Source organism: Aeromonas sp. 601027, from assembly GCF_049174455.1.
Taxonomy (GTDB): domain Bacteria; phylum Pseudomonadota; class Gammaproteobacteria; order Enterobacterales; family Aeromonadaceae; genus Aeromonas; species Aeromonas veronii_A.
In genome coordinates this window covers 13,072-28,270 of sequence record NZ_JAAKTN010000002.1, presented here as the reverse complement: position 1 = coordinate 28,270, position 15,199 = coordinate 13,072, and the positions used below count along the sequence as shown (strand labels likewise).

Here is a 15,199-nt window from a genome sequence, read left to right as displayed (position 1 = left end):
CCGGACCGGAATGATCATGGGTTATCCAGGGATTCATATATGTTTGAGTATTGGGCTTTTACGGGAAGGGGGAGAGCAGGCAATCAGGATGACCAGCAATTGATAGCGGGTGGACGGTGATTTTGAAAAAGGTCAGTCAGATGAAGGTTTTTTCCGACACTTCGCACCTATTTTGGGGTTTATTTTCGGCGATGATGGCTACACGTTTGTAGCAAATGGCTACAAAGAGGGTTTTGAGTGGGTGGTAGCAAAAATAGCTGAAATTATCAGATTCATGTTTTTGCTTCCTATGAAATGACGTGAATTGTTACCCAACCGAACACTGATACACGAACACTCCAATAAAATCATTTGTTTTATCAACTTGATATCAATAATAAGATCATTGTCACCATTTAAAATATGGAAATCAGGTGCGGAATGACGGATACATGCTTGATTACGATGAATTTGTTGCGAATGAGGGGCTTGTATTGCCAGACTGGCTGGCATGGTTTCATAATGAAAGATAAGGAGCAAATTATAACCACGCTAATATCGTGACCTGTTCCCTGTTTAATAACACGGAATACCGTTAGCAACGTCCGCATCTGGCACAAAGCAGGCATTAATTTCTAACCTTCTGGCCAAAAGCAAAGCTGCTGGCAACAGCAAAATAGCTGTTACCAACTGATTCGTTTTCAAAATGACTCGCGGGACAACCAAGGGCTATTGACCAGTACCTTTCCCTTGCTGTCATCACCGTTAATAATATGCAACGTACTCAGTCGACCGATTTCGTAATGTGGTAACTGGACTGTCGATAGAGGGGGTAAAAACAAGTTGCCAATGCCTACAAGGTTATCGTACCCAATAACTCCGACATCCTGTGGGACACGTATTCCTTTGGCCAAAAGGGTCTGATACACCATGAATGCAATACGGTCATTGCCGCAAATAACCGAATCAAATTGCGGGCCATCCTGATGAATATGAGCCAACAAGATATCGGGGATATCACGATAGTGCTCATCGCCAAATTGCATATAGCAATGATCCTGCGTATCAGGATCGATGCCTGCCTCACGAAAGGCACGTTCTAGTCCCTTTCGGCGACGGGGAGTCGCTAGGTGGTTGGCCGGTAAATGCAAACAGATAGGCCGACGATATCCTGCCGCCAGCAATGCCTGAACTGCAGTGTACTGGCCCTGCTCATCATCAGGGATGTAACAGGCAACCGGTTCGCCTTTATTCTCACAATTTGCCAGGACACAGGGATGCGTCAGCAACTTGGGCGGAACGTGCACTTCACGCAATCCCATAGTGGTGAAAATAATGCCTCCAGGCCGGTGAGCGAGAAGGAGATCGACAATGTCGTCAGGATTATCATCAGAGAACATGTTAACCACGAAGCTATTCCAGCCGTGCGCGCGTGCGGTCTCCTCAATTGACAACGTGATTTCGACTGAAAATGGTGTGGTTACTGTATCTAGCGCCAGTACGCCAATCGTTTTATTTTTAGTGCCAACACTACGAATCTGTTTTGCGGACAGATCCGGTACGTAATTCAGGTAAAGAATGGCCTCCTGTACCCGCGCAAGAGTTTCCGGCTTCACTCGCTCCGGGTTGTTCAGTGCCCGCGAAACAGTCATTAACGATACATTGGCCATTCTAGCCACATCTTTTAAAGATGCCATAATATTCCATTTTGCGAAAACACGGCTACATCCTCGTTGCACAATCGAATCATCACAGCAAAGATAACCCATAACCAGAGCATCCGCATGAGTGTCTAAAATTTAAGCAAAACGCAGCAAGCACGTGTTGTTGTAAAATTCAGCGAACTGGATCTTGCCATAGTTGAACATTAAATAAACTTTAGCTGCGTACTAGTTGTTCACATGCATTCATCTGGCGTTCATGATCTTGCCCTGAACCCATAACAAACCATTATTGTAAACATTGCCCCTATTGTTTTGAAAACGTGGAACAAAAAACGCGACACGGATCACACAATATCGAATGTTAACGTTAACCTTCGTGATTAACATCCGATTTTGCAGAAAAAACGATGTGAAAAGCTGATGTTAACGTTACCATTGCGTGCATATAATCCTTTATGAGATTGCTCAGATGAAAAAAAGACCTTCCCACAGCTATTTGCTGCTCAGCGCTCTGTTGTTCTTTTTCTTTGTCACCTGGTCTTCATCCAGTTCACTTCTCTCTATCTGGCTACACCAAGAAGTGGGATTAAAGGCATCGGAAACAGGTATTATTTTTTCCGTTTTATCTGTATCAGCCCTTTTCGCTCAGGTATTCTATGGCTTTATTCAGGACCGACTTGGTCTGCGCAAAAATCTTTTGTGGTTCATTACAGTACTCTTGATTCTGTCCGGGCCTGCTTATCTCCTTTTTAGCTATTTACTGAAAGTGAACATCCTACTGGGAAGCGTTTTTGGCGGTCTGTTTATTGGCCTGACGTTTAACGGTGGTATAGGCGTACTGGAGTCATATACCGAGCGCGTCGCACGCCAGAGTAGCTTTGAATTTGGACGGGCCAGAATGTGGGGCTCTCTGGGTTGGGCTGTTGCTACGTTTTTCGCCGGGCTGCTGTTTAATATCAACCCAGACCTCAACTTTCTGGTGGCATCATGCTCTGGTCTGGTATTTTTTTGTCTGCTTGCTCGATTAAAAATTGCGGCACCGGCGAGCATGGAGAAACTCGAGTTTGGGGATAAAAAAGTTTCTTTTGAAGACGCCATTCGTCTGCTAACGTTGTCTCGTTTTTGGGCGCTTATTTTTTTTGTAGTTGGAACCTGTATTTACGGGGTCTACGATCAGCAATTTCCTGTTTATTTTTCCTCACAATTTCCTACCTTACAGGAAGGAAACGCCATGTTTGGTTATTTAAATTCATTTCAGGTTTTTCTGGAAGCAGCGGGCATGTTCTGCGCACCGTGGTTGGTTAACAAAATTGGTGCCAAAAATGGCTTAATATTCGCGGGTATGGTAATGGCGCTGCGTATGATCGCCTCCGGTCTGGTTGAGGGGCCTCTGCTTATTTCGATTACAAAGCTGCTGCATGCCTTAGAGCTACCGGTGCTGTTGGTGGCCATTTTTAAATACAATAGTTTGAATTTCGACAAACGTTTGTCTTCCACTATTTATCTGGTGGGATTTGCCTGCACGAGTTCGGTTATTGGTGCCGTATTATCGCCACTGGCGGGTTTCAGTTACGAAAAATTTGGTTTTGCCCAGTCCTATCTAATTATGGGTATTATGGTGTTCTGCACCACATTTATTTCCATCTTCCTTTTGCGCCCGAATAAGCCCGCAACTGAACAACCATTTTTACAGCAAAGTGCTGTGTAATTTATCGGGAGAAAATACAATGACATCCTTATTAAAGCAGGCTGAAGAGACGCTTGAAAAAGCACATGCCAAGATTAACCCTCGCTGGTATCCACACTATCACCTGGCTGCGCGTGCAGGCTGGATGAACGATCCTAACGGGCTGGTATGGTTTGATGGTTGGTATCATGCATTTTATCAACATCATCCCTATTCAACGAAATGGGGACCGATGCACTGGGGACATGCCCGCAGTAAAGACCTAGTTCACTGGGAGCATCTGCCTGTGGCATTGGCACCAGAAGGTCCGGCAGATAAAGACGGTTGTTTTTCCGGTTCCGCAGTGGTGGATGGCGATACGCTGGTACTGATTTATACCGGACATAAATTCCATGGCTCGGCTGATACTGATGACAACCTCTATCAGGTGCAATGCTTGGCAACCAGCCGTGACGGCGTTCATTTCGAGCGTCATGGAATGGTGATTGATACCCCTCCAGGGCTGCATCATTTCCGCGATCCGAAAATATGGCGCGAGGGTGAGTTCTGGTACATGGTTGTGGGTTCACGCGTGGGAGAAACTGGCCAAGTACGCCTTTACCGTTCCGATGACCTTCATAAATGGCATGACGAAGGTATTATTGCTGAGGCTGAACCGGGTATGGGCTATATGTGGGAATGCCCTGATTTCTTTACCCTGAACGGCAGACGCGTGCTGATGTTCTCACCGCAAGGGTTAAGGGCAGAAGGTTATCAAAACCGTAATCTGTTCCAGAGCGGATATTTACTCGGAGAATGGATGCCAGGCAAGGCGTTCATTCATGATGGGCATTTCATTGAGATGGACAAAGGTCACGATTTTTATGCCCCGCAAAGTTTCCTGAGTCCGGATGGACGCCGAATCGTCATAGGATGGCTGGATATGTGGGAATCACCGATGCCAGAGCAGCAGGATGGCTGGGCAGGTATGCTCTCCCTGCCGCGCGAATTGAGTTTAGATGATAATAATCGCCTGATAATGAAACCCATCGAAGAAGTTACATCAATGCGAGGGAATTATTTCCCAGTCCCTGCCCATTGTCTGAAAAATCAGCGGGTCTTTGTCGCCGCTGAAGCCGAAGCCGTGGAATTGCTATTGGAGTGGGAGTGTAGCGCTTCTCAAGCAGAACAGTATGGCATTATGCTGGGCGACGGATTGCGTATCTTTGTTGATAACCAAGCTCAGCGTTTGATGTTAGAACGTAACTATCCTGATTTCTCGCTTGTGGGAACTCGCAGTATTTCCCTGCCAGAAGGCAACATCCTTTCACTGCGAATTTTCTTTGACCGTTCATCCGTGGAAATCTTTGTCAATGAAGGCGAAGCATGTTTAAGTAGCCGAATTTATCCACTGTCTGGCCAACGCGACATAATGCTGTTTGCAAATAGCGGAACCGCTGTATTGAAAAAAGCCGGGTACTGGTCTCTGGATAAATAATTTGTTAAGAATTTACATTGTTTTATATATCGCACTTTTACTTATGCCAGTCTCTGGCTAGCACTATATTTTCTGAGACAACGAGATAGAAAAATGGATGAAAAATTAACGCAACATGTGGGTGTAATTAAAGGTGGGACAAAATCATCTTTCAATGAAAAAACGCTAGCACTATTTTTGTCCTTTGCTTCATTACCTGTCCTTGCCGAAAAAAATGCAGAAATACCTGATAATTACACGGGGAGTTATCAAAGCTATTTTTACGATAATGATGAAAGCCTTCAACGCACTCATCCATCAACACAAAGTGGCTTGCAAAATTCAATAACGCACTTATATTCGCCTCCTGCAACTGGAGGGACGGTAACCGTACAGCCGTCCCCTTCCGCCCCCGTGGAACTTCTTTCTGAGGCCAGCAACACGACTTCAAGGGAAAGGCAGACGGTTGCTGCAAATGATTTTGATGATGTAAGCCTGTTACGCTTAAGGCAGGATGCCCCACCTGTTCACTGGAACAATATTGGTCGAAATATGGAGGCTGGCGGTCTTCATGGCAATATCAGTAGCCAGATAGAAATTGATGATATCCGCTGGAAAAATAAAGACAAAAATAGTGGAGAATTCAAGCTGGCAACTATTCAAGCCTTTCTGCGGCATGATGAGCTGCCTAATTGGTACTTCGGTTTCTGGAATGCAAGGGAAGATAGTTATAAAGGTCAATTCAATAATCAAGATTACAAAGGAGCGAATACCATTAATGAATTTTTTGTTGGGCATATTTTTGAAACCTGGCGAGGAAATATTGGTGCAGAGGTGATGCTCGGTTCTGAGACGGCAACAAAACGCTGGAAAAACAGGTTCAAACTATGGCAGGACTTGCGCTTATCCAGTAAATGGAGTATTGCCGGATATACTTATGGTGAATATCAACCTCAGAGCAATCAACCCGGTAATGGCGACCTTGAACAATATATTTTTGAAACTGAACCGGCAATCCAATACCGCGTAAATTCGGACCTCGGTCTGTATTTACGTCCATATTATTACTATAACCGCCAAGTGCGTGAGAACTGGGGTGATATTGTTGAACAGGAATGGAAAGCAACGGCCGGATTCTGGAGAAATTGGTATCCATTGTTAACGTCAATGTATATCGGCTTCGGACAGGACAAAATTGAGAACGCCAGTAACGCTAAAGAAATGTTTTACGACGGTCGTTACAAATTTATTGGTGGCACTATCAGTTATCCCGTTTTTGGTGGGGTTCGCCTGTATGGTGAATTCAAAGCGTCATTCACTAAAGAAACAGGGCTCTGGACGTATACAGGTCATTCCTGGAATCCTTTCGCTGTCGTTGGTGTAACTTATAACTTCTGATACTTAAGGTATAACATGAGACAATTTATTTCGGCAATACTCCTCGCACTGTTGGTGATTTCTGTTGGAAATGCCCCTGCATATTCACAGGTGTCTAAAGAAACATTACAGAACAAAAGCATCAGCCAGGTTAATGACTTTTTTCCTCGGATTGAAGGGTCATTTATTGGCGATCCGATGCCTGTCTATAATGACGGCGAGTTTAATATTTTTTATCTCAATGATGTGCGCGGTGGCAGTGATTTAGGTGTACATGCTATTCACCTGCTCTCTAGCACCAACTTATATAATTATCAGAACCATTCGGAGGTGATTCCTTACGTTAATGACATCAACGACCCAGAGCTGCTTTTGGGGACTGGTTCCATTATCAAAGTTGGCGATACTTGGCACGCATGGTACACCGCACACAATGAAAATGTGTTTCCGGTTGAGGCAATCATGCATGCTACCAGTGAAGATCGTCTTCACTGGGTCAAACATCCACAGGACACCATCCTGCCAGGGGCTAACTATCGGGGTAATGACTTCCGCGATCCGCATGTCGTCTGGGTTGAAGAAAAGAAAGAGTACTGGATGCTGATCACGACCCGCAGTAATGGTCGCGGCATTATTGCGCGCTACAGCTCAACGGATTTAAAAAACTGGCAAGACCGTGGTGTATTTTTTGACAATGATACAATTACCAGCAATTCAAACCTTGAATGTCCGACACTCGTCTTCTTCAACGGGCGCTGGTATCTGAGCTTTAGCGATCAGTGGCCACTGCGGCTGACACAGTACCGAGTGGCGGACAATCCAGAAGGACCATGGCATAAAATGGATAATTATGTTGTGGACGGCTCAGGTTTTTATGCAGGTAAGCTAGCAATCAAGGATGGGCGTTTGTTTGTGTTCGGTTGGATCCCAACGAAGGCTGGAAACAACGATAAGGGCAACATCGACTGGGCAGGAAATCTCGTCGTACATGAATTGACCACAGACAAAAAAGGTCAGCTCAACAGTATTATTCCACAAGAAATTCAGAAAGAGATAAAAGATAACAGCGGGTCGGTTCAGACGATACTGCCTGTTAAAACGCTAAAAACACCAACACAATTTGGTCCATTACAGTCATCTATTTATCCATCTTTACCCAGGCGTGGAGAGTTGTCCGCAACAGTGGATATTCCCTCTTCGGGAATGGTCATGAGCTTTGGGCTGACAGATGACCGAGTGAGTGACGCATCGCTCAACATTGTTTTCAACAGAAGTAAAGGGAAAGTATATTTCTTTAATTCTCCGTTGGCGTCCATTAATCAGAGTAATGCCGAGTCATGGGTTGATATTCCGCTCGGTGAGAAAATTAATTTTCGTGTACTTGTACAGAATTCAATAGCCGTTTTTTATATTGACAATAAAGTGGCGTTTAGCACCCGTATGTATTCTATGCCGGAAAAACCCTGGAGTATCAGCCTGCCTCAACACGATAGTTTCCACGCAACATTGAAATTTAAAGAAATGAACTAAAGGGATTTTTTATGAAAACTCATCATGCCCTAGCTGTTATTTTTTCTCTTATGCTGCCGACGTTAGCAAATGCAAGCATGAGCATTATAGAGGATTTGTCTGGCAAGGTTATTGCCGTTGACCCATGGTCCTATCTAGATGAAAGCGTCATGTGGACATCGGCACGCTCCTCTAATCCTGCAGGTGGAAGTGTTAATGGTCAGTTTAAAATTAAATATGCAATTGAAGATAATAATTGGCGAAACAGCAATTTTCACAACGGCAATGATTCACTGACTTTTCAGGGGGTTATGCGTAATGATGCTTTACCTGGTTGGTATCTGGCATTTTCAGAAGGCAGAACAACAAATTACAATGACACATGGGAAAACCAGACCTATCTTAGTCAGAATCAATGGACTCAACTTATTGTTGGTCATGAGTATTTCTACAAACGACTACGCTATGGCTGGGACGTTATGGGAGGAAGTGCGTCAATTGAGGATCGCTGGCAAGCACGCGTCAAATTCTTTACCGACCTGCGTATAACAGACAAATTTTCGCTCTTCAATTATCTGTATCAACAGATTGATCATCGCCGTAACGGAGGTTCACAAAATGATCGTGATGTGCGCTCATTTCAGATGGAGCCCGGCGCTCAATATATTATTGACAACACTACAGGTGTCTGGTTGCGTCAAAAATTTGCCTCATCCGTGTTAGATAGAGCGCAATGGGGGGATATCGATGATAAAATCTGGACGACATCAATGGGTATTTGGCATAACTGGGGGAAATTATCAACAACACTCAGTGGCGGGTATGGGCATCATAAGAAAAATAATGCCATACGTGAAGATGGAGAGGTCTTCAAAAATATTAGGAACCGCTTCCTTAAGTTATCGGCCAATTACCCTCTAACTTCCCGATTTACTGTTTCTGGAGAAATAACTGGTTCATTGATTAATCAGGATGGGAGCTGGGTAACTAATGGGGATGCTATCACTACCGATTATAAGTTCATGCTGGATTACAATTTTTAAAATCATTTTTATATAACTCCAGCGCAAAAAAAAGACGCGTATATCTCTGTGCCGATATATACGCGTCCTTACCGCTGGTCATTCCAAAGTAAGAATAACTAATTACTTTAGAGGTAATATCATGAACATTTGGACTCTTGGCGATGCGGTCGTTGATCTCTTACCGCTTTCAGATATGCAGTATCAAACCTGTGCCGGAGGTGCCCCTTTCAATGTGGCGGTTGGGACTGCTCGCCTGAATTGTCAGAGTGGATTTATCGGCCGGGTCGGTGATGACGATTTTGGTCATTTTTTGAAGAAAACCCTGTGCTCATCGGGAGTCTCTGTCCAAAGTATGCAGATGGACCCTCATCACAGAACCAGTACCGTATTGGTTTCACTGAATAATCACGGTGAACGTGAATTTACGTTTCTTACAAATCCCTCTGCAGATCAGTTTTTAACGCCTGAAGCACTCCCAGATTTAAGCGCAGGAATATTGCATTTCTGCTCTCTGGCTCTGGTCGCTGAAACCTGTCGCAATACGTTAGTTACGGCGATCAAAAAAATAAAGCAGAGTGGAGGTTTGCTGAGTTTCGATGTGAATTTACGTGAGCAGATGTGGAGTGATAAACAGAAAATGCGCGATACTGTACACAATTTCGCGCGACAGGCTGACATCCTGAAACTATCTGAAGAAGAGTGGTACTGGTTGGCAGACACGCATAATTCTAGCCTAGCATTGGATTTTCTTAAGACGCTGCCAGCATGTTTGAAAGTTGTAACCTATGGTGCGCAGGGTGCCATGGTCCTCCATGACGATATGGTCATTCATTTCAATGGCTACCTCGTCGATAGCGTCGATACAACAGGAGCGGGAGATGCGTTCCTGACGGGTTTGCTTGCATATGTTGCACACGTAGGAATGCCACAGAATCTCGACCAAATCAAAGACGCCATGACGCAAGCCAGCGCCTGTGGCGCACTGGCGACAACTAGGAAAGGAGCCCTGACTGCGCTCCCAGATAGCCAAGCGCTTAATGAATTTATTCGTCAATATTCTCTGCCGGATTACGAGATAAAAGAGTTGTCTAATTGATCGCCAGCCACTTGTCGTGGTAACTGCTGGGGAATCCGGTCGTGCTTGCTGACATCAAAGCATCAACGCCCCGATGGCGTTGTTGTTCAGGAATCCTAAATCAGAGTGGCTCCCTGTGACTGGATACATGAGCCTGCGGTAAGCAAAGCGGGATATCAATTACCTGATGGATTACTACAACTGGCGGCCCTACATCAACAGAATGAGGGATACCACCAGCAAAAGCCAAGTGTCGGCCTAAATAACTGATCCTAATAGTGTGGCGTAAGGCATATGTGCAATCTGGCGAAAAAGTCTGAAGTGACAAGGTTTAGCGCACGATGCGTGCTCCATGTCACTTGTAGAAGCTGAACGAGTGCAGTGATCTACTATTCGGAACAGCTATTTAGGCTGTTTTTTTAAAGTGTTTATTTTTTAGGTGCAGCAATTTTAAGCTATAGGGCCTCTAAAAAGGCGCATTTACGCGGTTTTAAAGTGAATCAATGCTGTGTTTTTGTCAGGAACGGGATGAGGTTCTATCAAGTAGGAATACCTTTTTAACCACTTTAGGGACACAGCCTAACCAAGTGTCCGGATTTAGTTGACCACTACAACTTTAGGCAATCAAAACCCCCCATGCTGAGTTTTCATCGAGGATTCATCGTGTAATGAGTAAACTATTCAGCTCTGGCTGCGTTACTGTTCAATCATCTCGCGGCCTATGGCAGGCAAGCTACTTAGGGCATAAAGTCAGCTATAGCGAAGCTCGGTTTGGTGCTATGGCGGAGATCCTTGCCCACCGTGCTTTGTTAAGATTGCAGGCTGGAAACTTTGATCCTGTTTCCGACGATCTGCAATTCAAGCAGTCTTGGCGAATGCTCGATGCCGCCAAGCAATTGGGACTATCTTTGGGCCAACTACGGCAGTGGATGCTGACTGGAATGCTTAACGGACATGAGATTAAACCACCAATGCGTGATGTGAAAGGCGTTGACCGAATCACCGGTTACGAATTGATAATGGCGCAAGAACGTCTTGCTGAGTACAAATCTGAGTTGTCACTTTGCAACGGGAATGGGGGGGGGGCAGTTTGTGTCACGAGGGAGAAGTTGCGGTGAATTATTTTACTGAAGCAACGAGAGTGTAAAAAAATCTGTGTAACTGGCATTCTGACCAACCTGTTGAAAGGACAACAGAATGCCAATTTCAGACAACCTCATTGACCAACTACTGGCCGGCTGCTCCAGTCCGGAAGACATCCTCGGCGAGAGCGGCTTGCTCAAACAGCTGACTAAGCGTATCGCCGAACGAGCCCTTGATGCTGAGATGACCACTCACTTGGGCTATGCCAAGCACGCGAGCGATGGCAAGAACTCCGGCAACTCTCGCAATGGCAAAAGCAGCAAGACGGTGCGCTCTGTTCACGGGGATATCGAGTTGGAGGTGCCCCGTGATCTCAATGGCACCTTCGACCCCGTGCTGGTCAAAAAGGGCGAAAAACAGCTCCACGGCTTTGATGACCGCATCGTATCCCTCTACGCCCGTGGCATGAGCACCCGGGATATTCAGGCGCATTTCACAGAGGTCTATGGGGTCGAGATATCCCCCACCTTCATCTCTCAGGTCACTAACGCGGTCATGGACGAGGTCACCGCCTGGCAGAGCCGCCCGCTACATGCGGTCTACCCCATCGTGTATCTGGATGCGCTGGTCGTGCGTAGCCGAACGTCAGGCACCGTGCAGAACAAGGCGGTCTATCTGGCTCTGGGCATCAATACAGAGGGGGAAAAGGAACTGCTGGGACTTTGGATAGCACAGACGGAAGGGGCCAAGTTCTGGTTGTCAGTGATGAACGAGCTGAAGAACCGGGGCTTACAGGATATCCTCATCGCCTGTGTGGATGGGCTCAAGGGCTTCCCGGAGGCCATTGAGGCGGTCTACCCGCACACCCAGATCCAACTGTGCATCGTGCATCAAGTGCGCCATTCGCTGCGCTACGTCAGCTGGAAACAGCGAAAAGCCGTCGCGACTGACCTGCGTCAAATCTACGGGGCGGCCACCTTGGCGGAGGCTGAGCGAGCCCTGGCGGCGTTTTCAGCAAAGTGGGATGAGGAGCACCCGAACATTAGCCGTTCCTGGCAGAATAACTGGGCACGGTTGAGCGTATTCTTTGATTATCCACCGCAGATCCGTAAGGTGATCTACACCACCAACGCCATCGAGTCGCTCAATGCGTCACTGCGCAAAGTGACCAAGACCCGGCGTTCGTTCCCGACCGATGAGTCAGTGATGAAGGTGCTCTACCTGGCTCTGCATCAGATAGGGAAAAAATGGACCATGCCGATACGGGATTGGAAACAGGCGATGAGCCAATTCATGATCTTGTTTGGCGAACGACTCGAGCAGTGATTAACCGCCAGTTACACAGAAAAATTTACAGGCTCGAAGCAACAATCTGATCCAGACGCAGAATCGTGTCTCCCCAGTAAATCTGCATCGAGTAGCCGACACTTCTGCTTGTCAAATTTCAAATTAATATCAAGTGCTTATCTCCTACTAAGCTGCCGTCCAGCCTCCTTGAGGAACATGCCTGCCAGCTTCACCACGGCTCTCCTGTTACTCCGCTAGGCTCGGAGAATCTTCAGTTTAGAACCGACATTCCGCACCTATTTGGGGGTTTATTTTCGGCGATGATGGCTACACGTTTGTAGCAAATGGCTACAAAGAGGGTTTTGAGTGGGTGGTAGGGCGTTGTTGCCCAAATCGATGCAGCTTGAATGGAACTAACTGAGGACTCGGTGATCTGATCACCACCATCCTCTTCAAGTCTGCATCATGGGCACATCGCTTCACCCCATCACCACCATCACCAACTGGCCTAAATACAACAAGTCTTTGATTAAACGTGGTTCACTCACCTTCTGGGTTGATGTTGAGGCCACGAGCAACTGGTTTCACCACGACCATCATGGGCGACGCGGTCGCAGCCAGCTTTACACTGACCAGACCATCTGTACCTTCCTGATGCTCAAGGGAATTTTCAATCTCACTCTGCGGGCGACTCAGGGACTACTCGACTCCCTGTTCGAGTTGATGAACGTACCACTTTGTGCTCCCGATTACAGTTGTGTCAGCAAGCGGGCCCGCACGGTGACAGTGGCCTATCGGCAGCCCAGCAAGGGGCGCATTACCGACCTGGTTATCGACTCGACTGGCCTGAAGGTGTTTGGTGAAGGCGAGTGGAAGGTCAGAAAACACGGGGCCGAGAAGCGGCGAGTCTGGCGTAAGTTGCACCTGGCGGTAGACCCGGTGACCCACGACATCGTGGCGGCGGAAGTCTCGCTGGAAAATATCCATGATGCCGAGGTGTTGCCGATGATCCCAGACCGGAATGGTCATGGGTTATCCAGGGATTCATATATGTTTGAGGATTGGGCTTTTACGGGAAGGGGAGAGCAGGCAATCAGAATGAGCAGCAATTGATAGCGGGTGAGCGGTGGTTTTGAAAAAGGCCAGTCAGATGAAGGGGATTTTTCTCACAACATTATAAATAGGGGCAATTTTTCATGTCCTGTAACCCTAATCTGATGAATAAGGACTCATCATGCCTCACTTCCGTAACTATCAAATCAACGAACTGGTCAGTGCTTCGCACCGTGACCAGATTGACTTACGAGCCTATCGCCGAGCGCTGGAACTTGCGCTACAGGCTGTTTTTGGTTTTGACCTACAGCGTGTTGTTGTGAAACGCCGGTTCGGTATTCCTCCCATTTTTAGGGGCGCTCAGGAACGGTCAACGGCTCTGGCTTGCCGCGTTCGGGGCTTTATCCGCAGATTAAGCTCAAGGGCCCGATAAATCCGGTACACCCGCTTGTGGTTCCAGCCATCAAGAGCTATCCCCTCAGCGAACCGGAGCTGCTGCGACCCTGTCGTAAACTGTTCCAGAGCGTGAAGGCCAAGAAGCGATTGACGGATATTCTGGCGCTGATTGCGGCACTGTTTAGATGATGTTAACCCCCTAGCTTGGTTGGCTAGAGGGATTTTTATGCGGTGTTGTTTCCATGCGAAATAAAAAGGCCTCGAATTACTTGAGGCCTTTTTCTCATCTCATGAGTGTATTGGCGTGACTATTTAACCACTTCCAATTTGGGGAAGGTATATTTGCCTTCGCGAATTTCCTTGCTGGGGCCATACATTCTCAAAATGATATAGGCATCTTTTTCAGGAATAGGCAGCCAGTTTGGATTATTTCCATCCCCCTTGGCACTGAGTTCAATGGTATAGAGGCCATTGGCATCAGGCTTCAGAGTTCTGTCACCCCGACTGTGTCGATTGATCTCGTTGTGCGCCATCAACTTGTTGTCAGACGCATAGACAGTAAACGACCAGAACTGGCTGACATTGGGCGCCTTGAATGTCATGCGATATTTTTTATTGCCTGCGCCATTAATATTCATGCCGTCAGAACCTTTGACCTCTTGCAGATAAACAGATTCTTCTGGTGGCAGGCCCCATTGGCCAATAAAGGTGCCTTCAGCAAACAGATCCCTTTGCCCATTTTGTAGTGTGGCTCGGGTTCCCAGCAGTTTTTCAGAGTTGGTCATCTTGGGAGCTAGTTCGGCAAGATGGGCCATCCCGAGTTTTTCACCTTTTTTCGCCGCCGCCAGTTGTTCGTGGGTGAACTTCTGTTTGCAGGGGGCGAGACCAATCTCTTTATACAGGTCGAGCCATTTCTTATCGGCCGTACCCATGTCGCCTTCGCATAATACGAAGTTCACGCGCTGCAACCAGTTGGTTTTCTCTGGGTTTGGCCACTGGTGGGTAGTAGGTTTGGGTCCTGGGACGCCCAGATATTGGGAGAGGGTTCGGATATTCCAATCGTCCATATAGTTTAGGGCGACCTTCTCATCCTCTTTGCCGGTGGCCATGATGCGGCCCATTACTTTGATTAGGCTGGAGTTTACTCGGATCACTTCGGTCACACTGGCTGGCGTTTCCCCCTTCCAGGTGTTTGAGGCAAACATAAAATGTCCACCCTTCTCGCCACGGAGCCGGGAGCCAATCATGGAGGTTGTGTAATGCCCCATATCCATGGTGTGCAGGATCCAGTACCGTCCTTTGTCCATATTGGGAACACTGATGATCACCGGTTCGGCACTCACATCCAGCCAGCCTTGCAGGTGAAGGGTGTCGTTGTTGATGGTGGGATGCGAAGTGTAAGTGTCATCCGCAATATGCCGAATGTTTTGGAAACGATTGAGCGGCACGTCTTCTTTGACGGCTGTTTCATAGAAGAATTTATAGGCTTCATCCATCGAATAGGCATAGATGAAAGCATCCTTTGCCACGCTATCTGAAATCTTGGCGAACACAGGCAAGGCGGTGATACATAATGAAACGGCTATGGCTAGTTTTTTCATAACATCC

At 46.8% G+C, this 15,199-nt stretch carries 12 protein-coding genes and 2 pseudogenes; 11 read left to right on the top strand and 3 right to left on the bottom strand.

The window, feature by feature from the left end:
* Positions 1-109: 109 nt before the first annotated feature.
* Positions 110-298: a hypothetical protein gene (locus G5193_RS03905; RefSeq protein WP_421205013.1), complete on the top strand. Its 189-nt coding sequence runs from the start codon at positions 110-112 to the stop codon at positions 296-298.
* A 382-nt stretch (positions 299-680) separates the two neighbouring features.
* Here G5193_RS03905 and G5193_RS03900 read toward each other — a convergent pair whose 3' ends face one another.
* Positions 681-1,676 (bottom strand): LacI family DNA-binding transcriptional regulator, encoded by a 996-nt coding sequence (locus G5193_RS03900; RefSeq protein WP_421205011.1) that lies wholly within the window; start codon positions 1,674-1,676, stop codon positions 681-683.
* Between the two features lie 436 nt (positions 1,677-2,112).
* On the opposite strand from G5193_RS03900, the gene G5193_RS03895 reads away from it, so the two are divergent.
* From G5193_RS03895 to G5193_RS03850, 10 genes and pseudogenes are all read left to right on the top strand, one after another.
* The gene (locus tag G5193_RS03895) at positions 2,113-3,351 is read left to right on the top strand and encodes an MFS transporter (protein WP_421205009.1); all 1,239 of its coding nucleotides are present in this window, start codon (positions 2,113-2,115) and stop codon (positions 3,349-3,351) included.
* A gap of 19 nt (positions 3,352-3,370) precedes the next feature.
* Positions 3,371-4,807 (top strand): glycoside hydrolase family 32 protein, encoded by a 1,437-nt coding sequence (locus G5193_RS03890; protein ID WP_421205008.1) that lies wholly within the window; start codon positions 3,371-3,373, stop codon positions 4,805-4,807.
* A 93-nt stretch (positions 4,808-4,900) separates the two neighbouring features.
* Positions 4,901-6,184 carry an OmpG porin family protein gene (locus tag G5193_RS03885; RefSeq protein ID WP_421205007.1) on the top strand — a complete coding sequence of 428 codons (1,284 nt, stop codon included), beginning with the start codon at positions 4,901-4,903 and terminating at the stop codon, positions 6,182-6,184.
* A 15-nt stretch (positions 6,185-6,199) separates the two neighbouring features.
* Positions 6,200-7,693 (top strand): family 43 glycosylhydrolase, encoded by a 1,494-nt coding sequence (locus G5193_RS03880; protein WP_421205006.1) that lies wholly within the window; start codon positions 6,200-6,202, stop codon positions 7,691-7,693.
* Positions 7,694-7,704: 11 nt separating this feature from the next.
* A complete protein-coding gene (locus tag G5193_RS03875; protein ID WP_421205005.1) occupies positions 7,705-8,715 on the top strand; it encodes an OmpG porin family protein in 1,011 nt (336 codons plus the stop codon).
* A 121-nt stretch (positions 8,716-8,836) separates the two neighbouring features.
* A complete protein-coding gene (locus G5193_RS03870; protein WP_421205004.1) occupies positions 8,837-9,793 on the top strand; it encodes an aminoimidazole riboside kinase in 957 nt (318 codons plus the stop codon).
* Positions 9,794-9,857: 64 nt separating this feature from the next.
* Positions 9,858-10,038 (top strand): annotated as a pseudogene (locus tag G5193_RS03865) (IS3 family transposase); the annotation flags it as partial.
* A gap of 402 nt (positions 10,039-10,440) precedes the next feature.
* Positions 10,441-10,890 (top strand): hypothetical protein, encoded by a 450-nt coding sequence (locus G5193_RS03860; RefSeq protein ID WP_421205003.1) that lies wholly within the window; start codon positions 10,441-10,443, stop codon positions 10,888-10,890.
* A 79-nt stretch (positions 10,891-10,969) separates the two neighbouring features.
* Positions 10,970-12,181, top strand: a complete 1,212-nt coding sequence (locus G5193_RS03855; protein ID WP_421205002.1) for an IS256 family transposase — start codon at positions 10,970-10,972, stop codon at positions 12,179-12,181.
* Between the two features lie 426 nt (positions 12,182-12,607).
* Positions 12,608-13,255: an IS5 family transposase gene (locus G5193_RS03850; RefSeq protein ID WP_421205001.1), complete on the top strand. Its 648-nt coding sequence runs from the start codon at positions 12,608-12,610 to the stop codon at positions 13,253-13,255.
* Positions 13,256-13,548: 293 nt separating this feature from the next.
* On the opposite strand, the pseudogene G5193_RS03845 reads toward G5193_RS03850, so the two are convergent.
* Both G5193_RS03845 and G5193_RS03840 read right to left on the bottom strand, forming a co-directional pair.
* A pseudogene (locus G5193_RS03845) lies at positions 13,549-13,657 on the bottom strand (IS3 family transposase); the annotation flags it as partial.
* Positions 13,658-13,899: 242 nt separating this feature from the next.
* On the bottom strand, positions 13,900-15,192 hold the full coding sequence (locus G5193_RS03840) for a DUF1254 domain-containing protein (RefSeq protein WP_421205000.1): 1,293 nt from the start codon (positions 15,190-15,192) through the stop codon (positions 13,900-13,902).
* Positions 15,193-15,199 lie beyond the last annotated feature (7 nt).